This is a genomic window from Streptomyces sp. NRRL WC-3742, from assembly GCF_000720635.1.
Lineage (GTDB): Bacteria > Actinomycetota > Actinomycetes > Streptomycetales > Streptomycetaceae > Kitasatospora.
This window is the reverse complement of the sequence record NZ_JOCF01000101.1, coordinates 1-20,957: the sequence shown is the minus strand read 5'-3', so window position 1 is coordinate 20,957 and position 20,957 is coordinate 1. Positions and strand designations below refer to the sequence as shown.

The 20,957-nt window shown below is 73.9% G+C and carries 21 protein-coding genes; 13 read left to right on the top strand and 8 right to left on the bottom strand.

Annotated elements, in window-relative coordinates:
- From IH61_RS0137010 to IH61_RS0136995, 4 genes are all read left to right on the top strand, one after another.
- The coding region (locus IH61_RS0137010) for a DNA polymerase Y family protein (protein WP_051838662.1) at window positions 1–1,212 on the top strand (1,212 nt) is incomplete at its 5' end.
- Window positions 1,213–1,276: 64 nt separating this feature from the next.
- Window positions 1,277–4,501 (top strand): error-prone DNA polymerase, encoded by a 3,225-nt coding sequence (locus tag IH61_RS0137005; protein WP_031078231.1) that lies wholly within the window; start codon window positions 1,277–1,279, stop codon window positions 4,499–4,501.
- A gap of 145 nt (window positions 4,502–4,646) precedes the next feature.
- Window positions 4,647–5,279, top strand: a complete 633-nt coding sequence (locus IH61_RS0137000) for an ATP-dependent Clp protease proteolytic subunit (RefSeq protein WP_031078229.1) — start codon at window positions 4,647–4,649, stop codon at window positions 5,277–5,279.
- 1 nt (window position 5,280) lies between these two features.
- Window positions 5,281–5,889, top strand: coding sequence for a ClpP family protease (locus IH61_RS0136995; protein ID WP_031078226.1), 609 nt, complete (start codon window positions 5,281–5,283; stop codon window positions 5,887–5,889).
- A 93-nt stretch (window positions 5,890–5,982) separates the two neighbouring features.
- On the opposite strand, the gene IH61_RS0136990 is transcribed toward IH61_RS0136995, so the two are convergent.
- Together IH61_RS0136990 and IH61_RS0136985 are read right to left on the bottom strand one after the other, a co-directional pair.
- Complete coding sequence (locus IH61_RS0136990; RefSeq protein ID WP_031078224.1) at window positions 5,983–6,402, bottom strand: helix-turn-helix domain-containing protein; 420 nt, start codon at window positions 6,400–6,402, stop codon at window positions 5,983–5,985.
- Window positions 6,403–6,500: 98 nt separating this feature from the next.
- Window positions 6,501–7,322 carry a TIGR03084 family metal-binding protein gene (locus IH61_RS0136985; protein WP_031078222.1) on the bottom strand — a complete coding sequence of 274 codons (822 nt, stop codon included), beginning with the start codon at window positions 7,320–7,322 and terminating at the stop codon, window positions 6,501–6,503.
- Between the two features lie 247 nt (window positions 7,323–7,569).
- Here IH61_RS0136985 and IH61_RS43615 point away from each other — a divergent pair, with 247 nt between their 5' ends.
- Entirely contained in the window at window positions 7,570–8,313 is a 744-nt protein-coding gene (locus IH61_RS43615) for a helix-turn-helix transcriptional regulator (protein ID WP_078911682.1), read from the top strand.
- A gap of 82 nt (window positions 8,314–8,395) precedes the next feature.
- Here the strand turns inward: IH61_RS43615 and IH61_RS0136975 are convergent, their stop codons facing one another.
- The gene (locus IH61_RS0136975) at window positions 8,396–9,931 is read right to left on the bottom strand and encodes an AMP-binding protein (protein ID WP_031078218.1); all 1,536 of its coding nucleotides are present in this window, start codon (window positions 9,929–9,931) and stop codon (window positions 8,396–8,398) included.
- 200 nt (window positions 9,932–10,131) lie between these two features.
- On the opposite strand from IH61_RS0136975, the gene IH61_RS0136970 reads away from it, so the two are divergent.
- Genes IH61_RS0136970 through IH61_RS0136960 form a run of 3 tightly spaced genes read left to right on the top strand, consistent with a single transcriptional unit; the run spans window position 10,132 to window position 11,553 of the window.
- Complete coding sequence (locus tag IH61_RS0136970; RefSeq protein WP_031078216.1) at window positions 10,132–10,593, top strand: group II truncated hemoglobin; 462 nt, start codon at window positions 10,132–10,134, stop codon at window positions 10,591–10,593.
- Entirely contained in the window at window positions 10,590–11,162 is a 573-nt protein-coding gene (locus IH61_RS0136965) for a GNAT family N-acetyltransferase (protein ID WP_051838661.1), read from the top strand. Before IH61_RS0136970 ends, IH61_RS0136965 begins: the two co-directional genes overlap by 4 nt.
- Before the next feature lie 4 nt (window positions 11,163–11,166).
- On the top strand, window positions 11,167–11,553 hold the full coding sequence (locus IH61_RS0136960) for a VOC family protein (RefSeq protein WP_031078212.1): 387 nt from the start codon (window positions 11,167–11,169) through the stop codon (window positions 11,551–11,553).
- Between the two features lie 25 nt (window positions 11,554–11,578).
- Here IH61_RS0136960 and IH61_RS0136955 read toward each other — a convergent pair whose 3' ends face one another.
- On the bottom strand, window positions 11,579–12,172 hold the full coding sequence (locus tag IH61_RS0136955) for a hypothetical protein (RefSeq protein ID WP_031078211.1): 594 nt from the start codon (window positions 12,170–12,172) through the stop codon (window positions 11,579–11,581).
- Between the two features lie 105 nt (window positions 12,173–12,277).
- Entirely contained in the window at window positions 12,278–13,060 is a 783-nt protein-coding gene (locus tag IH61_RS0136950; RefSeq protein ID WP_031078209.1) for a dioxygenase, read from the bottom strand.
- 100 nt (window positions 13,061–13,160) lie between these two features.
- On the opposite strand from IH61_RS0136950, the gene IH61_RS0136945 reads away from it, so the two are divergent.
- Window positions 13,161–13,637, top strand: coding sequence for a MarR family winged helix-turn-helix transcriptional regulator (locus IH61_RS0136945; protein WP_031078206.1), 477 nt, complete (start codon window positions 13,161–13,163; stop codon window positions 13,635–13,637).
- Between the two features lie 64 nt (window positions 13,638–13,701).
- On the opposite strand, the gene IH61_RS0136940 is transcribed toward IH61_RS0136945, so the two are convergent.
- Complete coding sequence (locus IH61_RS0136940) at window positions 13,702–14,829, bottom strand: hypothetical protein (protein ID WP_158845754.1); 1,128 nt, start codon at window positions 14,827–14,829, stop codon at window positions 13,702–13,704.
- 120 nt (window positions 14,830–14,949) lie between these two features.
- Between IH61_RS0136940 and IH61_RS0136935 the strand changes: the two genes are divergently transcribed.
- Window positions 14,950–15,468: a GNAT family N-acetyltransferase gene (locus IH61_RS0136935; RefSeq protein ID WP_031078202.1), complete on the top strand. Its 519-nt coding sequence runs from the start codon at window positions 14,950–14,952 to the stop codon at window positions 15,466–15,468.
- Between the two features lie 232 nt (window positions 15,469–15,700).
- Window positions 15,701–16,738: a sphingomyelin phosphodiesterase gene (locus IH61_RS0136930; RefSeq protein ID WP_031078200.1), complete on the top strand. Its 1,038-nt coding sequence runs from the start codon at window positions 15,701–15,703 to the stop codon at window positions 16,736–16,738.
- A gap of 7 nt (window positions 16,739–16,745) precedes the next feature.
- On the opposite strand, the gene IH61_RS0136925 is transcribed toward IH61_RS0136930, so the two are convergent.
- Window positions 16,746–17,783, bottom strand: coding sequence for a LacI family DNA-binding transcriptional regulator (locus IH61_RS0136925; protein ID WP_031078198.1), 1,038 nt, complete (start codon window positions 17,781–17,783; stop codon window positions 16,746–16,748).
- 142 nt (window positions 17,784–17,925) lie between these two features.
- Between IH61_RS0136925 and IH61_RS0136920 the strand changes: the two genes are divergently transcribed.
- Window positions 17,926–18,894 (top strand): DUF4436 family protein, encoded by a 969-nt coding sequence (locus IH61_RS0136920; protein ID WP_078911680.1) that lies wholly within the window; start codon window positions 17,926–17,928, stop codon window positions 18,892–18,894.
- Window positions 18,895–18,914: 20 nt separating this feature from the next.
- On the opposite strand, the gene IH61_RS0136915 is transcribed toward IH61_RS0136920, so the two are convergent.
- Entirely contained in the window at window positions 18,915–19,781 is an 867-nt protein-coding gene (locus tag IH61_RS0136915; RefSeq protein WP_031078194.1) for a MurR/RpiR family transcriptional regulator, read from the bottom strand.
- Window positions 19,782–19,855: 74 nt separating this feature from the next.
- On the opposite strand from IH61_RS0136915, the gene IH61_RS0136910 reads away from it, so the two are divergent.
- Complete coding sequence (locus tag IH61_RS0136910) at window positions 19,856–20,719, top strand: DMT family transporter (RefSeq protein ID WP_031078192.1); 864 nt, start codon at window positions 19,856–19,858, stop codon at window positions 20,717–20,719.
- Window positions 20,720–20,957 lie beyond the last annotated feature (238 nt).

Here is a 20,957-nt window from a genome sequence, read left to right as displayed (position 1 = left end):
AGCACCCCCACCGCCCCGAGCACCCCTGTAGCCCCGAGCACCCCCGCCACCCCCAGCCCCCCCGACACCCCCCGCTCCCAGGTCGGCGTCGCCGACGGCCTCTTCGCCGCCGTGCTGGCCGCCCGTGCGGGTGTCCTGGTGCCGCCCGGCCGTACGGCGGAGTTCCTCGCCCCCTACCCGGTGAGCGCCCTGGGCGAGGAGGCCCCGGCCGAGCTGCTGGACCGGCTGGGCCTGTCCACCGTGGGCGCCTTCGCCGCGCTGCCGCCCAAGGCGGTCGCGGACCGCTTCGGCCCGTCCGGCACGCTCGCCCACCGGCTGGCCCGGGGCCTCCAACCCCGCCCGCTGGTGCCGCGCGAGGAGGAGCCCGACCTCGCCGTCGAGCAGCGCTTCGACCCGCCCGAAGCCCTGGCCGAGCCGCTGGTGTTCGTCGCCCGCACGCTCGCCGAGCAGCTGCACCAGCGCCTCGCCGGCGCCGGGCTCACCTGCCGCCGGGTGGCCGTCGAGGTCGCCTGCGCGGACGGGCGGACAGCCTCCCGGCTGTGGCGGCACGAGGGGCGGCTGTCGGCGACGGCGCTGGCCGAACGGGTCCGCTGGCAGCTCCAGGCATGGCAGGGCGCGGGCACCTTCACGAGCACCGGACCAGGCCCGAACGGCTTCACCCTGCTGCGCCTCGCCCCCGACGGCCTCTCCCCGGACCAGGGTCGCCAACTCGCCCTGTGGGGCCAGGCCGTGGCCGACGACCGGGTGGAGCGCGCCGTCGCCCGGGTGCAGGCGGTGCTCGGGCACGCCGGGCTGCGCCGGATCGAGCAGGCCGGCGGCCGCGGCCCGGAGGAGCAGGCGGTCCGGGTGCCGTGGGGCGAGCCGTACGAGCCCGCCGCCGCGGCCGACGCGCCCTGGCCCGGACGGCTGCCGGACCTCTGGCCGCCCGTGGTGCTGCGCAGCCCCGCGCCCGTACGGGTGCTGGACGGGAGCGGGCAGCCGGTCACCGTGGACGGCCGGGCGGGGGTGTCGGCCAAGCCCGCCCGGGTCGTGGTCGGGGGCCGGGAGGAGCGGGTGACGGGCTGGACCGGCCCCTGGCCGGCCGTCGAGCGCTGGTGGGACCAGTCGGCCGCCCGCCGTCGGGCCCGCTTCCAGGTCGTCCTGGACGGCGGCCGGGCCCTGCTGCTCACCGTGGAGGGAGGTGCGTGGCACCTGGAGGCCGACTACGACTAGCCCGGAAGATCCGAGGGGGGAACAGCACCGGCACCAGCACCAGCACGACGAAGGCACCCCCGCGATGGGCTTCACCAGCCACCCCACCCTCCCCTGGAGCGAACTGCACCGCCGCCTGACCGGCGCCCCGCCGGAGCGCCCGGTGGTCGTCCCGCTGCGCCGCCGCCCCACTCCGGAGCCGCCCGAGAGCACCGGAAACAGCGGCACGCAGCCCTGGGCCGAACTGCACGTCCACTCCGCCTTCAGCTTCCTCGACGGCGCCAGCGACCCGGAGTCCCTGGCCGCCGAGGCGGCCCGCCTCGGCGTGGAGACCCTGGCGATCACCGACCACGACGGCCTCTACGGGGCCGTCCGCCTCGCCGAGGCCGCCAAGGGGACGGGCGTGGCCACCGCCTTCGGCGCCGAGCTGACGATCCGCCACAGCGAAACGGACACCGAACACCTGCTGGTCCTCGCCCGCGACCCGTCCGGCTACCGCCGCCTCTCCGCCGCCCTCGCCTCCGCCCACCTGGCCGGCGGCGTCAAGGGCCGCCCCGCCTACGACGTCGAGGCGCTCGCCGGGGCCCACGGCGGCCACTGGGCGGTGCTCACCGGCTGCCGCCTCGGCCGCGTCCCGGCCGCGCTGCCCGACGAGGACGAGGCGGGGCGCCGCCTCCACGCCCTCGCCGAGGCGTTCGGCCGCGAGAACGTCCACGTCGAGCTGATCGACCAGTGGATGCCCGGCGACGACCGCCGCAACGACACCCTCGCCGCCCTCGCCGCCCGCCACCGGCTCCCCGTCGTCGCCTCCACCAACGCCCACCACGCCGCCCCCGCCCAGGGCCGCCTCGCCCAGAGCCTCGCCGCCCTGCACGACCGCCGCACCCTCCAGGACGCGGCCGGCTGGACCAGGGCCGCCGGCACCGCGCACCTGCGCTCCGGCCGCGAGATGGCCGCCCGGCTGGCCCGCTTCCCCGGCGTCCAGCACGCCACCGCCGAGCTCGGCCGCGCCTGCGCCTTCGACTTCGCCCGGCTCGACCCGGAACTGCCCGGCTACCCCGTCCCCGAGGGCGAGAGCGAGATCAGCCACCTGCGCGCCCTGGTCGCGGCCGGCGGCCCCTCCCGCTTCGGCCCCGGCAACGCCGCCGCCCGCCGCCAGCTCGCCAAGGAACTCGACGTCATCGAGGACCTCGACCTGGCCGGCTACTTCCTGATCGTCCACGACATCGTCGACTTCTGCCGCCGCGAGGACATCTGGTGCCAGGGCCGGGGCTCCGCCGCCAACTCGGCGGTCTGCTACGCCCTCGGCATCACCGCCGTCGACCCGATCCACTACAAGCTGCTCTTCGAACGCTTCCTCTCCACCGCCCGGGACGGGCCGCCCGACATCGACCTGGACATCGAGAACCGCCGCCGCGAGGAGGTCATCCAGTACGTCTACCGCCGCTACGGCCGCGACCACGCCGCCCAGGTCGCCAACGTGATCACCTACCGCCCCCGGCTGGCCATCCGCGACGCGGCCCGGGTGCTCGGCTACCCGCAGGGCCAGGTCGACGCCTTCAGCCGCCAGACCGACTTCCGCTCCGCCCCCGGCGCGGACGCCGTCATCCCCGCCGACGTCCTCTCCCTCGCCGCCCAACTGCACGGCCTGCCACGCCACCTGGGCATCCACTCAGGCGGCATGGTGCTCACCAGGGAGCCGATCGGTGAGATCTGCCCCACCGAGTGGGCCCGGATGCCGGGGCGATCCGTCCTCCAGTGGGACAAGGAGTCCACCGCCGGCGCCGGACTGGTGAAGATCGACCTGCTCGGCCTCGGCATGCTCGCCGCCCTCCACGACGCCTGCGACCTGATCGCCGAGCACCACGGCCCGCGCTACGACCTGGCCACCATCCCGGCCGACGACGCCGGGGTGTACACGATGCTGCGCCGCGCCGACACCGTGGGCGTGTTCCAGGTCGAGTCCCGCGCCCAGATGGCCACCCTGCCCCGGCTCAAGCCCGACCACTTCTACGACCTGGTCGTCGAGGTCGCCCTCATCCGCCCCGGCCCCATCCAGGGCGGCTCCGTCCACCCCTACCTGCGCCGCCGCGCCGGCGTCGAACCCGCGGGCTGCCCGCACCCGCTGATGGAGAACGCCCTCGGCAAGACCCTCGGCGTGCCGCTGTTCCAGGAGCAGATGATGCAACTCGCCATCGACTGCGCCGGGTTCACCCCCGCCGAGGCCGACCGGCTGCGCCAGGCCATGGGCGCCAAGCGCTCCCACGAACGCGTCGCCCGGCTGCGCGAGCGGCTGCTGTCCGGCATGGCCGAACGCGGCATCCCGGCCGAGGTCGCCGAGGACGTCTACGGCAAGATCGAAGCCTTCTCCAACTACGGCTTCCCCGAGAGCCACGCGATCAGCTTCGCCCACCTGGTGTACATCAGCGCCTGGCTCAAGTACCACTACCCGGCGGCCTTCACCTGCGCCCTGCTCGCCAACCAGCCGATGGGCTTCTACTCCCCGCTCAGCCTGGTCGCGGACGTACGGCGCCACGGCGTACGGGTGCGCGGGGTGGACGTCAACGCCAGCGGCCCGCGCCCCACCCTGGAGCCGTACCGGGGCCCCGTCCCCACCCCGCCGCTCACCGCCGGGCGGCCCCAACCCGCCATCCGGCTCGGCCTGGAGACCGTCCGCGGCATCGGCACCCCGCAGGCCGAGGCGATCGCCGCCGGCCGCCCCTACGCCGACCTGGAGGACTTCGCCCGCCGCACGGCCCTGCCCGCCCCCGTCCTGGAGGCGCTCGCCACCGCCGGGGCCTTCGACTGCTTCGGACTGACGCGACGTCAGGCCCTGTGGTCCGCAGGCGTGTTCGCCGGAACCTCCGCCGACCTGCTGCCCGGCACCACCCCCGGCACCGAGGCCCCCGACCTGCCCGGCATGAGCCCCGTCGAGGAGACCATCGCCGACCTGTGGGCCACCGGCACCTCCGCCACCAGCCACCCCCTCCAGCACCTGCGCGCCCGCCTGGAGCACGGGGGCGCCCTCTCCGCCGCCCAACTCCCCGACGTGCCACCGGGAACGGCCGTGGTCGTCGGCGGCCTCGTCACCCACCGGCAGCGGCCGCCCACGGCCGGCGGGGTGCTCTTCCTCAGCCTGGAGGACGAGACGGGCCTGATCAACGTCATCTGCAACCGCCCGGTCTGGGAGTCCCAGCGCCGCACCGCCCTCGACCGCGCGGGCCTGCTCGTCCACGGCCACGTCGAACGCGACCGGGGCGCCACCAACCTGATCGCCACCCGGCTCACCCCGCTGCGCCTGGGGCTCTGAACGGCTCTTCGGACCCTGAACGGCTCTGCGGGCTCCGAACGGCTCTGCCCACCGCAGATTCGCCGCAGGCAGAGAAGACTCCCGGACCGGCCGTCCGGCGCCGACAGTGGAGAGGAAGGCCCAACTCTTCGATCAGGAGGACCAGATGGCCACCACCCTCGCGCCCCGGGCGGAGGAGGGCGACACCCCGCCCAGCCGCTTCGACGACCACCTCTCCGCGAACCTGCTCGCCCAGCGGATCGTCCTGCTCGGCACCCAGGTCGACGATGTCTCCGCCAACCGGGTCTGCGCCCAGCTGCTGCTGCTCTCCGCGGAGGACCCGCGCACCGACATCAGCCTGTACATCAACAGCCCCGGCGGGTCCGTCACTTCGGGCCTGGCCATCTACGACACCATGCGGCTGATCCCGAACGACGTCTCCACGCTGGCGATGGGATTCGCCGCCAGCATGGGCCAGTTCCTGCTCAGCGTGGGCGCCCCCGGCAAGCGGTTCGCCCTGCCCAACGCGCGGATCATGATGCACCAGCCCTCGGCGGGTATCGGCGGCACCGCCTCGGACATCGAGATCCAGGCGGAGAACCTCGAGTTCACCAAGCGGGCCATCGAGCGGATCACCGCCGAGCACACCGGCCAGAGCGAGGAGACCATCCGCCGCGACGGCGACCGCGACCGCTGGTTCACGGCCGAACAGGCCCGCGAGTACGGGATCGTGGACAAGGTGGTCGAGTCGCTCGCCGACATCCGCCCGGCCTCCTCGCGCCCGCGAATGGGGCTGTGACATGGGCTCGTACACGGTTCCCTACGTCATCGAGCGCACGGCGCACGGCGAGCGCTCCTACGACGTGTTCAGTCGGCTGCTCAACGAGCGGATCATCTTCCTCGGCACCGAGATCGACGACGGCGTCGCCAACGTGGTCATCGCCCAGCTCCTCCACCTGGAGGCCGCGAACCCCGAGCGCGAGATCGCGATCTACCTCAACTCGCCCGGCGGATCGTTCACTTCGCTGATGGCGATCTACGACACGCTCACCTTCGTGCAGTGCCCCATCTCCACCTTCTGCGTCGGCCAGGCGGCCTCCACGGCGGCCGTGCTGCTCGCCGGAGGGGACCAGGGGCGCAGGTTCGTGCTCCAGCACGCCCGGGTGCTCCTCGGCCAGCCCGCCAGCGGCGGCCGGCGCGGGACGGTCTCCGACCTCAGCCTCGCCGCCAAGGAGATGGTGCGCATCCGCTCCCAGGTGGAGGAGGTCCTCGCCCGGCACACCGGCCACGACCCGGCCACCCTGCGCGCGGACATGGACCGGGACAAGGTGCTCACCGCCGAGGAGGCCGTCGCCTACGGCCTCGCCGACGAGGTGCTCACCCGGCGGCTCGCCTTCTCCGGGGCCTGAGCCCGGGGGGTCTGAGACGGAGGGGCCTGAGCCCGGGGGCCTGAACCCGGGCCTGAGCCCAGGCCCGTAGACCGAACCCGGGCCCGTACGGGCTCACGCCACCAGGCAGAGCGCGTCGCCCACGCCCCGGCCCGACACCCGGCCGCGCGCCCGGACGGGGGCGTGGGTGTAGCGGGTCAACTCCTGCTGGGCGAGCGAGAGCAGGTCGCCCAGGCCCAGCCCGAGGGCCTGGGCCGCGGCCGCGAGCACCTCGGAGGAGGCTTCCTTGCGGCCGCGCTCCAGCTCCGACAGGTACGGCATCGAGATCCGGGCCGCGTCGGCGACGTCCTTCAACGTCCGTTCCTGGGCCAGCCGTTCGCGCCGCAGCACATCGCCGACGAGGTTGCGCCAGAGCGGCTCCCTCCGCACGGGCGACTGCGGAACCGGCTGCGGACCAGACTGTCGACCCGCCTGCGGCGCGGCCTGCGGGCGCAGCGGGATGACACGGGCTTCCTTCGGCGCATCAGTGCTCACCCCTCCAGACTAGGCACCCACGGCGCCAGGGGAAGGGTGCGCCGTTCTGCCCTCGGAGAAGTCGGCCCTGTACGGGCGGCCCTGTACGGAGGAGCGCCCTACCCAGCCCGCCCCTGCAGCGCACGCCCCTTGCCCGGCGCGCCCGCGAAGACCTGGGCGATGGGCAGCCAGGCGGTGGCGACCGGGCCGGTGGCGGTCAGCGCGAGGTCGTCGCGGTGGCGGCGCTGGGTGACGAGCAGGCAGAGGTCCAGGGCCGGTCCGGCCACCACGTTCACGGCCTCCGCCGGGCCGAGCGTCCACAACGCGCCGTCCGGGCCGGTCAGTTCGAGCCGTACGGGCTGCTCCGGCGCGGGCAGGCCGTGCAGGGCGAAGGCGAAGCCGAGGGTGCGCAGGCCCAGGTGGGCGATGTGGCGCAGCCGGTCGGTGGGCTCCCGGACGACGCCGAGCGCGTCCGCGATGTCCTGCCCGTGCGCCCAGGTCTCCATCAGCCGGGCCGTCGCCATCGAGGCGGGCTTCATCGGCGGGCCGAACCAGGGCAGCCTGGTGTCCGCCGGCGCCGCCGCCAGGGCGGCCGCGACCTCGGCCCGCCCGGTGCGCCACCGCTCCAGCAACTGCGCCGGGGCCGTGGCGGCGCCCTCCTGCGCGCCCGCCTCCACCGGGTCGACCCCGGCCGCCGCGAGCTCCGCGAACCGGCCCTCGCCGCCCAGGGCCTCCCGGAACCCGTCCGGGTCGCGCACGGCCAGCGCCGTCCAGTCGTCGGTCCAGGCGAGGTGGGCGATCTGGTGCGCCACCGTCCACCCCTCCGCGGGCGTGGCCCGCGCCCACTCCTCGGCCACGAGCCCCGCGACCAGCCCGTCCACCACCGCGCTCTCGGCCGCCAGGTCCGCCAGCAACCCGGCCACCACGTCCGCTGCCGCCATCACCGTTCCTCCTCCTCCGTCGTCAGTCCGCCCGAAGTCGTGGCGGAGCCTCAACACACCCCGTGCCTACCCGCCGGTAGCCACGCCCTACCCCGCGCCCTGTCCCACGCCCGCCATCCCACCCGAACCGGCCGCGCACGCACCTCTCCCGGCCCCCCGGCATGGGTCGTGTGCGGTGCGCGGGACCGCCGGAAACGCCCCCGCCGAGGTTCTCGCCAGCGCCCGTACCACGTGTGACAATTCCGCGATGACTAGGGCCCGCCCCCGGACCTCCGCCACCCCCGACCCCGCCCCCGATCCCGAGGTGGACGCGGCGGCCGCCGCGCTGGTGCGGGCCGCCGTGCTCGGGGACCTGGCGCGCCGGGTGGTCGCCGAGTGCGGGGTGGACGTCGGCCTCGTCGGTGTGCCCGACGAACTGCCCTGCGGCGGCATGGTGCTGCGCCACTGGTCCGGAACCCGCGCCGACCTGCTGCACGACCGGCCCGTCCCGGCCGGTACGGGCCTGGGCGGCCGGGCCCTGGCCGCGCGCGAGCCCAGCTGGGTGCCGGACTACCGCGCCGCCACGACCATCTCCCACCACCACGACGCCGCCGTCAGCGCAGAGGGCCTGTACGCCATGCTCACCGTCCCGCTGCTGGACACCGCCGGTACGGTGCACGGCGTGCTGTACGCCTCCCTGCGCGCCGTCGTGCCCTTCGGCGACGTGCGGATCGGCGCGGTCGGCTCCCTCGCCCGGACGGCGACCCGCGCACTGGAGGGGGCCGCCCGGTGGAGCAGACCCCGCCGCAAGGTCCCGACCTCCCTCACCCCGCGCGAGCTGGAGGTGCTGCGCTGGGCGGCGACCGGCCGGACGAACCCGGAGATCGCCGCCCACCTGGGCCTGACCTGCAACACCGTGACGGGCTACCTCAAGTCCGCCATGCACAAGCTCGGCGTGCGCAACCGCACCGAACTCGCCCTCGCCGCCCGGGAGTCCGGCCTTCTCGGCTGAGCGGAGCCGCTCGGTCGAGCAGGGTTTCCAGGTCGAGCAGGGTTTCCCGGTTGAGCCGAGCTTCCCGGTCGAGCCGAGCTTCTCAGTTGACCTGCCTGTCCCGCCCGGCCCAGTACGCCTCCCGCAGCACGAACTTCTGCAGCTTGCCGGTGGCCGTACGCGGCAGCGCCTCCCGGAACTCCACCGAGGTCGGCGACTTGTAGCCCGCCAGGCGCCCCTTGCAGTGCGCGATCAGATCGGCCTCGGTGACGTCCCCGCGGCCCTCCCGGAGCACGACGAGCGCCTTCACCGTCTCGCCCCACCTCTCGTCCGGCACCCCGATCACGGCGGCCTCGGCGACGGCGGGGTGGGCGTACAAGCAGTCCTCGACCTCGATCGAGGAGACGTTCTCCCCGCCGCTGATGATGACGTCCTTCTTCCGGTCGGAGATGGTCAGCAGCCCCTCCTCGAGCGTGCCGCCGTCCCCGGTGTGGAACCAGTCGCCCCGCAGCGCCTCGGCGCTGGCCTCGGGCTGCTCCCAGTAGCCGTCCAGCACGGTGTTGGAGCGCACCAGCACCTCGCCGGTGGTGTCGATCCGCACCTGGACGCCGAGCGCCGGGGCCCCGGCCTTGACGAGCTTCGCGGCCCGGTCCTCGGCGGGAAGGGCGTCCCACTCGGCGCGCGAGCGGTTCACGGTGACGATCGGGGCGGTCTCCGTCAGGCCGTACAACTGCATGAACTCCCAGCCGAGTTGCTCCTCGACCTGTCGCACGACGGAGGTGGGCGGCGGCGCCCCGGCGACGATCATCCGCACCTTGTCCCGGCCGGGTACGGGCCCGTCCCAGTCGGCGGCGGCGTCGAGCACCATCTGCACGACGGCGGGCGCACCGGACAGGAACGTCACCCCGTGCCGCTCGATCCGGCGCAGGATCTCCGCGCCGTCGACCTTGCGCAGCACGATGTTCCGCGCGCCCATTCCGGTGAGGACGTACGGCAGCCCCCAGCCGTTGGCGTGGAACATCGGCAGGGTGTGCAGGTACACGTCCCGGTCGCTGACGCCGTAGTGCAGGCCCATCGTGGTGGCGTTCAGCCACACGTTGCGATGGGTGAGCCGCACGCCCTTGGGCCGGGCGGTGGTGCCGCTGGTGTAGTTGATGGTGGCGGTGGCGTTCTCGTCGATCGCGTACCGGCGCGGGGTGCCGTCGAAGTCGTAGAGCACCGCGTCGCTGTCGGCGCCGATCACGAACTTGTGCTTGGCCACCACCCCGTCCAGCGAGTCCGCGAGCTCGGGGTCGACGAGCAGCACGGACGCCCCGCTCTGCTCGACGATGTACGACACCTCCTCGGCCCTGAGCCGGAAGTTCACCGGCACCAGCACCCGCCCGTACCCGCTCACCCCGAAGAACGAGGTGAGCAGCCGCGCCGAGTTGTGCGACACCACCGCCACCCGCTCGCCCGGCCCGACCCCCAGCCGCTCGAGCCCCGCGGCCTGCGCCCGCGCCAGCTCGGCGACCCGTCGATACGTGAGCTCGCCCCAGGATTCGGCCGGCTGCACCGGCTCGTCGACGACGCCGACCCGATCGCCGTGGACCAGCTCGGCCCGATCGAGGAAGTCCATCACGGAGAGTGGAATCTGCATGCGCCCACTGTTCCCCGTCCAGCCCCCCGCGCACACCCCCGATCGGGGGTGTCGCGCCCGCAGGGCCGCTCCCGCGAGGGAGGCTCGGGTTCCGGTTGCTGAGCCGGGGGCGAACAGGGGGCCGGGCGGGATTCATCGGCGCCGCTCACCTGTTAGGAAGGTCGCAACGACCGCTCACCGATGCACGGGGAGAGACTCAGATGAGCGACGACCACCGGCCCGCCACCCTCTTCGAGGCCGTCGGGGGCCTCGACGCCCTGGAGCGGCTCAGCGAGACGTTCTACCGGGGCGTCCTCGCCGACCCGCTGCTGGCGCCGGTCTTCAAGGACTTCACCGCCACCCACGTCAGGCACGTCGCCGTCTGGCTGGCCGAGGTGTTCGACGGCCCGGCCGACTTCACCGGCGAACTCGGCGGCCACCAGGCGCTGCTGAGCGCCCACCTCGGGCTGAACATCACCGAGGAGCAGCGGCTGCGCTGGATGGAGCTGATGGCCGAGGCCGTCGGCCGCGAGCTGCCCGAGGACGAGGTGCTGCGCAAGCGGGTGCTGGAGTACTTCGACTGGGGCACGAAGATCGCGGAGGACGTCTCCGCCTCCTCGGCCGGCACGGACCTGGGGGAGCCCGGGCCGACGCCGCGCTGGGGCTGGGAGGGGCTCAAGTGACGGTACGCGTACCGGAGGCCCTCCTCGCCGAGGGGCTGCTGCTGCGGCCCTTCGGGGACGCCGACACGCCCGCCCTGATCGAGGCGTACCGGGACGAGACGCTGCGCCGCTTCACCCGCCTGCCGGTGGAGGACGCCGGGTCGGCCGAGCGCTGGCTGGCCGTGCAGCACGAGGGCTGGGCGGCGGGCACCCGGTACTCCTTCGCCGTCCTCGACGCCGACGGGGGAGAGCTGCTGGGCAATGTGGCGCTCAAGCGCGGGGGAGCGGCGGGGCCGGCGGACGTGGCCGAGGTCGGCTACTGGACGGCGGCCCCGGCGCGCGGCCGGGGTGTCGCCCCGCGCGGGGTGCAGGCCGTCACGGCCTGGGCGTTCGAGACCTTCGCCCCCTCCGGCCTGCGGCGGATCGACCTGCTGCACCAGGTGGACAACCCCGCCTCCTGCCGGGTGGCGCAGAAGAGCGGCTACGTCTTCGAGGAGGTGCTCTCCGCCCTCCCGCCGGAGTACCCGGTGGACGGCCACCGGCACGCCCGGAAATGGCTGGACGTGCCCGAAGTGCGCAGCCCAGAGTAGGTGCATGGCATCTCTGGTACGGCATGTGACGATCGACAGCGCGGACCCGTTCGCCCTGGCGGGCTTCTGGGCGAAGGCGCTGGACGGCACCCTCGAGACGGACGACGAGGAGGACGAGCCGATGGCGGTGGTGGAGTCGGCCGGTGCCTCGCTGCTCTTCATCCGGGTGCCCGACCCCAAGACGGCGAAGAACCGGGTCCACCTCGACATCCAGCCCCAGGACCGCACCCGGGACGAGGAGGTCGAGCGCCTGGTCGCCCTGGGCGCCACCGTCCTGGCCGACCACCGCCGCCCGGACGGCAGGGGCTGGGTCACCCTGGCCGACCCGGAGGGCGGCGAGTTCTGCGTCGAGCGCAGCCCGGCCGAGCGCCTCGCCACGGGCGACGAGTAGACCCCCGGCGACGAGTGGACCCCGGCTAGTCCGGCCACTCGCCCATGGCTGCCCGCCAGTTCCACGAGGACCTGCGCGGGCGGCCTTCGAGTTCCCCGCGCCCGGTGCACCAGAGCAGGACCTCCGCCGGGTGGGCGGCGCCCATCTGCGGGGCGTCGGGGAAGAGCCGGTCGAGCACCAGGGTGCTCAGGTCGGCGGGCGGCAGCCAGGGCAGGTCGAGCCCGCGGGTGATGTCGTGGGTGTGCAGCAGGGTCTCGGCGACGCCCATCGCCGAGAAGCCGTGCGGTTCGCAGGGCCCGTGGTGGTAGGCGCGCAGCTCGGGCGACGCGGCGTCGAGGACGGTGGCGAGGAGCTGTCCGGCGGCGGCGACCACGGTGAGCACCTCGGCGGGGGACGCCTCGGGGTGGACGGTGAGGTCGAACGGCAGGTAGCGGTCCCGGGGGCGGGTGGCGAGCTGTCCGGCGTAGGCGAGCAGGTCGTGGGCGATGTGGGCGGCGGTCTCACGGCAGCTCCAGTGCAGCGGTCCGGCGCTGCGGCTCCAGTCGCGGTCCCCGGCGTGCGGGGTGAGCACCCGCAGGGAGGCGTCCAGGGCGGTTCGTACGGCGTCGCCGTTGCGCACGGTCACTCCAGTTCGTGTCGGTGGACCGTCAACACGATAGGGCGAACGCCCCCGCCGTGACAGGAAGTTCGTCCGATGATCGACCTGTGAGTGCTGCTCGCGCGCTCAGCCCAGCTGGATCGAGCGCTTGGCCAGCCCCATCCAGAACCCGTCGATGACGCTGCGCTGGCTGTCGAGGTCGGTCTCCCCGGCGCCCAGGGTGACGAACAGCGGCGCGAAGTGCTCGGTACGCGGGTGGGCGAGGCGCCCGGCCGGGGCCTTGTGCTCGAAGTCGAGCAGCGCGTCCAGGTCGTGGGCGGCCAGGGCGCGCCGGCCCCAGTCGTCGAACTCGGCCATCACCGAGGTGACCCGGCCGTCGCTGCTGAGCGCCCGCAGGTTGTGGGTGAAGAACCCGCTGCCGACGATCAGCACGCCCTCGTCGCGCAGCGGGGCGAGCTTGCGCCCGATCTCCATGAGCCGCTGCGGGTCGAGGGTGGGCAGGGAGACCTGGAGCACCGGCACGTCGGCCTCCGGGTACATCTCGACCAGCGGGACGTACGCGCCGTGGTCCAGCCCGCGGTCGGGGATGTCCTGGACGGGCGTGCCGGGGGCGCGCAGCAGCTTGCGCACGCGCTCGGCGAGCTCCGGCGCGCCGGGGGCGGCGTAGCGGACCCGGTAGTAGTGCTCGGGGAAGCCCCAGAAGTCGTACACCAGCGGCACGGTCTCGACGGCGCCGAGGGCCAGCGGGGCCTCCTCCCAGTGGGCGGAGACCATCAGTACGGCCTTGGGTCGCGGCAGGTCGGCGGACCAGGCGGCGAGCTCGCCGGGCCAGATCGGGTCGTCGGCGAGCGGAGGCGCGCCGTGCGAGAGGTACAGGGTGGGCATGCGCTCGGGGGCCGCGGCGGTCATGGCGTCCTCCTTCTCGTCCGAGTGTAGTTCAAATTTGAACCTCTTGGGAGCGACGGTACACCTTCGTTCGAATTTGAACAACAGGAGTAGACTTCGCCCCATGTCCTCACCGAACGAACCCCGCTGGCTCGACCAGGACGAGATGGCCGCCTGGCGGGGCTTCGTCGTCGCGAGCAACCTCCTCAACCGCCGCCTGGAGCGTCAGCTGAAGGAGGACTCGGGGCTCTCCCACCAGCAGTACGAGATCCTGGTGCACCTCTCCGCCGCCCCCGGCGACGCCCTGCGGATGACCGAACTCGCCGACAAGCTGGTCACCTCCAAGAGCGGCCTCACCTACCAGGTGACCCAGCTGGAGCGCGCGGGCCTGGTCGCCCGCCGCTCCTGCCCCAGCGACGTGCGCGGCGTCATCGCCGAACTCACCGACCAGGGCCGCGAGATGCTGCGCCAGGCCGCCCCCGGCCACGTCGCCCTGGTGCGCGAGCTGCTGATCGACGTACTCACCCGCGAGCAGCTGGCCGTCCTCGCCGAGGGCCTCGGCGCGGTCAGCGCCCGGCTGCGCCTGGACGAGGCGCCGTAGACCGAGACCCGGTGAACACCGGGGGCGGGCACCGCACCGGTACCCGCCCCCGCCCCCGCAGGGTCTACAGCGCCGCCTTGGGCCGCAGCTCCGGCGGCAGCGGCGCGGCGCCCGAGCGGCGCACGGCCTCGGCGCGGGCGATCTCGAAGATCACCACCGGGTCGTCGCCGCCCTTGCTCCACGCACGGGCGCCGCACCACGGCCCGATCGCCCGGAACTGCTCCAGCGCGAGCTGGTACAGCCCGGCCTGCCCGGCGTAGGCCGCGAGCAGGTGCCGCAGCCCTGCCAGCCGGTGGTCGTCCGGGCGCACCTGCGCCAGCGAGGCCGCGACCTGCATCAGGCGCTTGCGCCGGTCGTCGGAGGTCATCGAGCCGAGGGTGCCGCGCTCCTCCAGCTCCGAGAGCCCGTACAGGTAGATGCCCGCCAGCGGGCTGCCCGCCGGGGCGGTGTCCAGGGCCTGCTCGGCGAAGGCCGTCATCTTCTTGTCGGTGCCGAACCACTTGGCGCACCAGTACTGCAGCCCCTGCGTGTGCCCCGCGTAGTGGTGCGGTGCCCGCTCGACCAGGCCCTTCCAGAGCTCCTCGAACTGCTCGGGCTGGTACTGCGCGCCGCGCGCGGCGGTGAGCATGACCACCCAGGGCGCGGGGTTGGCCGGGTCGAGCAGCGAGGCCCGCTTGGCCGCCTCGATGGCGGCGGGCAGCATCGCCCGGAAGGTGTTCATGTCCTCCTCGGGCACCTCGTTCGCGTACTTGCTGCCCCGGATCTCCCACGCCTTGGACACCATCCGGCTGGCCTCCAGGGCGGCCGCGTCGCAGTCGCCAGGGTCGCCGGCGCGCCAGGCTTTCACCCAGCTCTCGTCCTCGTCGGCGATGGAGTCCAGCAGCTCCAGCCGGAACCAGCGTTCGTCCCAGTCCGTGCCGGCGGCCTGCACGTACGCGGCGGCGGCCCGCCAGTCGCCGGCCCAGGCGGCGTCGGCCACCGCCTGCTGCTCCTTGCGCACGTGGGGCGCGGCCGGCGGCCCGGACCGGCGGGAGTCGAGCCGCTCGCGCGGGGCGAGCCCGTAGGCGGCCGCGTCGAAGTCGACGTCGACCCGGGCCAGGTTCCCGTGGGTGACGGTGGTCTTGGCGCGGCGCGATCTGTTGATCAGCGTGATGATCGAGATGATCACAATCAGGGAAATCAGATGAGTCACGAGGGAGAATCATCCAGGTCGGTCAGGTGTGCGAGCAACGCGGTACCCCGCTCCCGCGACAAGCCCCCGTTCTTGTAAAACCGCTGGCCGGAGGCCGGTTTCCGTGCCAACATGCCCCATATGGGGACGATTCTGCACGGCACCCTCGTCACGCTCCGCCCGGCCACCCCGGAGGACATCCCGGCCCTCGCGGCCATCCGCGCCACGCCCGAGGTGTTCGCCCGCTGGCGCGGCGGTGAGGACCTGGCCGACGAGGTCGCCACGGAGCTGGAGGACCCGGAGACGGAGACCTTCGCCGTGGACGTGGGCGGCAAGGTGATCGGCGCCGTGCAGTGGTACGCCAACAACGACGACGAGTACCGCCACGCCGGGATGGACCTCTACCTCGACCCCTCCGTGCACGGCGTGGGCCTGGGCACCGACGCGGTGCGCACCATGGCCCGCCACCTGGTGCGCGACCGCCACTACCACCGGCTGATCATCGACCCGGCCGCCGACAACGCGGCTGCCATCCGCTGCTACACCAAGGTCGGCTTCCGCCCGGTCGGCACCATGCGCCAGTACGAGCGCGGCTCGGACGGGACGTGGCACGACAACCTGCTGATGGATCTGCTCGCGGACGAACTGATCGACGGCTGACGGAGCCCCGCCCGCCCGTAGCCGTGACCGCGATGCTGTACAGACACCTTGTCAGTCACCCGACCTGAGCTGTACAGACACCTCGATGCCACGGGAGTGATCTGAACTGCTCAACTGGCGTTCTTCCCGATGTACCGATCAGTAGCTAGCGTTCCTCCGCCGATCCCCGGCGCCCGGCCGACGGGCGTCGGACCACTCCGGATTGACGGAATCCCTCCCCAGGAGAACGCCCATGCTCTCGCGTCGCACGGCCACCGCCCTCGCCACGGCTGCCGCCGCACTGCTGCTCGGCACCACCGCCCCGACGGCCACCGCCGGCACCGCCTCCGCGAGCTCCACCACGCTGTCCGTGTTCGCCTTCAACGTCGACCTCGGCACCGCCGTCGTCGACAGCACCCAGAACGAGCAGGCCGCCCGCCGCACCCCGGTGGTCGAGCAGATCGTCCGTCAGCACAACGCCGACGTCGTCATCCTGGACGAGAACTTCAACAACACCTCGACCGCCGACATCAACGCCAAGCTCGCCGACCTCTACCCGTACCGCACCCCGGTCGTCGGCCAGAGCTGCTCCGGCGGCGGCTGGACGGGCGTCAGCGGCAACTGCTCCAACTCGTGGTTCGTCATCAACGGCGGCACGATGATCCTCTCGAAGTACCCGATCAGCGCCCAGTACGCGCACGTGTTCTCCAACTCCACGTACGGCACCTGGGACTACCACTCCAACAAGGGCGCGGCGCTGGTCAAGGTGACCAAGAACGGCAGCACCGCCTGGGTCGTCGGCACCCACCTGCAGGCCGACGAGGACGGCACCTCCACCGACACCACCCAGTCCACCCGGCTCGGCCAGCTCGCCGAGATCCGCGCCTGGGTGGACGGCATCGTCGGCAGCAGCGCGCCCGTGCTGATCGGCGGGGACCTCAACGTCGAGTACTTCCACGGCCAGAGCCGCGGCGACTACGCCAACGCCCAGAACGCCGTCAACGGCGTCCTCGGCACCCCCGCCACCGACCCCGCGCAGAACCGCACCACCATGGACTGCCAGGTCTCCTCCTGGTGCCAGTACATGGCGGGCGTCGAGACCTTCCCGAAGGACTACCGGGACGACCTCGACTACGTCGGCTACCTCAACGCCCCCGGCCGCCCGGTGCCCGCCTCGATGTCCACCGTGGCCATCGACTTCGACCCGCAGACCGGCTGGACGCAGGGGCAGCTCGACACCAACGCGCCCAGCGACCACTACCCGGTCGAGGCCACCTTCCAGCTCAACTGACGCGGCACTAGCCTCCTGCGGCTGCCCGGTCCGGTGCCGGGCAGCCGCAGGAGCGCCGCGGCACCACCCTGGCCGGGAACGTCCGGGCGCCGGCCGCCCGGAGCTCGGCCCCGCCCAGCACCAGCTCCACCGCCGCCCGGGCCATCTCGTCCTGGGCGGCGGTGACGGTCGTCAGCGACGGGCCGGCGATCACCGCCTCGGCGATGTCGTCGAAGCCCGCCACCGCCAGGTCCTCCGGCACCCGGATGCCCAGGTCGTCGGCGGCCCGCAGCAGGCCGATCGCCTGGTCGTCCGTCGCGCAGAACACGGCGGACGGCCGGTCGGGGCTGGCCAGCAGCGCCAGCGCCTCGGTGTGCGCCCGGACGCGGTCGAACGGCGCCCGGGTCAGCCGCCCCTCGGTCTCCAGCCCGGCCTCGGCCATCGCGGCGGCCCATCCGGCCGTCCGGCAGGTCACCGGGTCGTGCGGGCTCAGCGAGAAGGTGCCGCCGAAGCAGTGCACCTCGGTGTGCCCGTGGCCGAGCAGGTGGCGCACGACGTCGCGGGCGCCGCCCTCGTCGTCCGCGACCACGGCGACGCCGCCCGGGCTCTCCGCGCGGTGGTGCAGCAGGACGACCGGGGTGCCGTCCACCGCGTCGAAGCCGCTCAGGCCCGGGGTGGCCGGGTCCTGGGTGACCAGGATCAGTCCGTCCACCTGCATGCCCAGGAAGGCGCGGATGTAGTGGGCCTCGCGCTCGTCCGCGTAGTCGGAGTTGCCGATCAGCAGCAGCCGGCCGTGCTCGGTGGCGGCCTGCTCCACGGCGTGGGCGAGCCCGGCGAAGAACGGCTGACGGGCGTCCGGAACGATCATCCCGAGCAGGTCGGTGCGCCGGCGGGCCATGGCCTGGGCGACCCGGTTGGGCCGGTAACCGAGCTCCGCCACGGCCGCGAGCACCCGCTCCCGGGTCGCCGCCGCCACCGGGCGCGGCCCGTCGTTGATCACGTAGCTGACGACCGCGGTCGACGTCCCCGCCAGCCGTGCCACATCGTCCCGAGTCACCCTTGCCATGACGGGGAGCCTACACAGCGCCTCCGACCAGTGGCTTTCCCCTCGATCGGGCCCCAGCGGTTGCGGGCGGGCCCGCGCCGACCCGACGGTGGTCGGACGGGCGGCAGCGTGGCCGCCACCGCCCAGGGTGGGGAGCCGTCCGATGAGCTCGCCGTCGCACCGCCGGGCCGCACGGGCCGTACGGTCCCCGCGCCCCCGGCCCCGCGTCCGCATCCACGCCCGGGCGCGCGCGGCCGCCGCCCCGCCCCCGCACCCGAGGGTCCGGCCGTGGCGCGCCTACGCGGTGGTGGCGACGATCGCGCTGCTCGTCGTCGCGGGGCTGCTGCTCTACCTGGACGAGCGCTCCAGCCGGGGCCACGCCCAGACGGTGGGCACGGCTCCCGGCCCGGACCGGGTCACCGTGCACGTCGTGCTCCAGCGGGTGGACGCGGCCGCGCAGACGCTCGTCACCAAGGTGCTCGTCCAGCCCGAGGGATCGCTCGCCCGGGAGGAGAACCTGCTGGTGCCGGCCCAGGACGTGGAGCTGGGGACGACCTCCCTGGAGCAGCGGACCCTCAGGTACCCCGCCGGGCAGCAGATCGCGGCCGGCACCGTCTCCTTCGACCTGTTCGACGGGCGGGTGAGCGACTACCCCTTCGACCACTACCGCGCGGCCATCGGCTTCCAGGCCACGGCGGGCGGCCGGGACGTCCCGGTGGTGATCGAGCTCGAGGAGGCCGACCCGTTCTTCGCCTTCAAACGCAGCCCCGGGCCCACCGAACTGGGCGAGGGGACGGTGGCTGTCACCGAACGGATCACCCGCTCGCGCAGCACCTTCATCCTCGCCTGGTTCATGATCGCGGCGATGTGGGCGCTCGCCCTGTCCGTCCTGGGCGCAGCCTGGCTGATCGTGCGCCAGCGCCGGGGCCTGCTCTGGCCCGCCCTCGGCTGGATGGCCGCCACCCTGTTCGCCCTCGTCGGCCTGCGCAACGCCGCCCCCGGCAGCCCGCCCATCGGCTCGCTGCTGGACTACGGGGCCTTCTTCTGGGCGGAGCTGCTGGTGGCGGTCGGCCTCACGATGGTGGTCGTGCGCGGCACACGGGTCGAGGGCGGGCACCGGGACCCCCGTTAGTACGCCCGTTGGCACGCCCGCTAGTACGCGTGGTCCGCGCAGATCTCCTCCGAGAGGCGCAGGGCCCGCTCCGCCTTCGGGCCGCGCAGGGTGAGCAGGGTCTGGGCGAGGGCGTCGACGACGGCCAGGTGGGCGAGACGGCTGGCGGTGGTCTCCAGGCCGAAGACCAGGTCCTGGCCGCCGGCGACCAGGGTGTGGGTGGCGGTCTCGGTCAGCGGGGAGCGGGCGTAGCTGGACAGGGCGAGGACGGCGGCGCCGGCCTCCCGGGCCCGGCGGGCGGCGTCGACGACCGCCCGGGTGGCGCCGGTGTGGCTGACCGCGAGGCAGACGCCGGTGGGCGGCAGGCCCGAGGCGGCGAGCTGGGCGGTGAACTGGTCGCCGGGGGCGTCCACCGGCAGGCCGAGGGCGCGCAGCCGGTAGGCGAGGTCGAGCACCACCGCGCCGGACAGCCCCATGCCGACCAGCACCACCTGGGAGGCGCCGTCCAGCAGCTCGGCGGCGGCCCGCAGGTCGTCGGGGGTGAGGGTCGCGGTCAGGCCGTCCAGCGCGGCCCGGGAGGTGCGCAGCGTCTCGGCGAGCGCCCGGGAGGCCGGGTCCCCGGACTCGTCCGGGGCGGGCGCGGTGGCCGGGGCGGCCCGGGCGGCGGCGATCTTCAGCTCCTGGTAGCCGCGGAAGCCGAGCCGCTGACAGGCCCGGACGACGGAGGAGGAGGCCGTCCCGGCCAGCTCCGCGACGTCGCTGACGCTCAGGTGCACCAGGTCGGCGCCGCGGTCGAGCACCACCTGGGCGACGCGCGCCTCGCTGCCGCGCAGCTCGCCGAGCCGGGCCCGGATCTGCGCGGCGAGCCCGGATTCCAGCGGCGTGAAAAATTCGGAACGCTCTTCCATGGATCTAGGGTAGCGTGGAATTCGGTTCCAGGCCCGCCGGAATTCCGGCGGGCCCGTTCGAGGGGAGTCCTGTCATGCCCGGAGTGGGTGCCGGTGCCGTCGTGCCGCTGGCCGTCCTCACGGCGGCGGTGCTGCACGCGGTCTGGAACGGCCTGGCGCACCGCATCCCGGACAAGATGGTCGGCTTCGCGCTGATCAACCTGACGTACACCGCCGTCGGCGTCGTCCTGGCGGCGCTCAACCCGCTGCCCGAGGCCGGAGCCTGGCCGTACCTGCTGGCCTCGGTGGTCGTCCAGGTGACGTCGACGGTGCTGCTGCTGCGGGCCTACGAGCTGGGCGACTTCGGGCAGATGTACCCGATCGCGCGCGGCTCGGCGCCGCTGCTGGTGGCGGTGCTGTCGGTGGCCGTGCTGGGCCAGCACCTGGGCGTCGGCGAGCTGCTGGGCGTGCTGGTGATCTGCTGCGGACTGATCGGGCTGGCCCTCGCGAAGGGCATACCGGGGCGGGCGCAGCTGCCCGCCCTGGGAGCCGCCCTGGGCACCGGCGTGATGATCGCCGGGTACACGGTGCTGGACGGCACCGGCGTGCGGCAGGCGGGGACGGCCGGCGGTTACGTGGCCTGGCTGTTCGTGCTCCAGGGCCCGGTGGTCGCGCTGATCGCGCGCATGCGGCGCGGCCCGGGTCTGCTGGCCGGCGTCGGCCCGCTGATACCGGTGGGCGTCCTGGGCGGGGTGCTCTCGCTGACGGCCTACGGCCTGGTGGTGTGGGCGCAGTCCCGGGGGAACCTGGCCTCGATCGCGGCGCTGCGCGAGACGAGCATCGTGATCGCCGCGCTGATCGCCACCGTGGTCTTCCGCGAGCGGCTGGGGCGGCTGCGGATGACCGCGGCCGCCACCGTGCTCGCCGGGATCGCTGTGCTCGAACTCGCCAGGCCCTGAGCGGGGTTGCTCCTGGGAGGCAAGTACGTCCAGTACGAGGACTTCCGGCCGGCACGCCGAGAGCACGCACCGGACGCCGCTCCCTGGGGGCACCTCCCGGCCGGAGGCTGGGGGAGGGCAAAGGTTGCCTGACGCGGCACTAGATGAATGAGTCCAAGGTCAGTGATCGAAGGCGATCAGCGAGCGCATGACGGGGCGGCCAGTCTGGGCGTTGTGCCAGACGGCCGCAGTCAGGGCG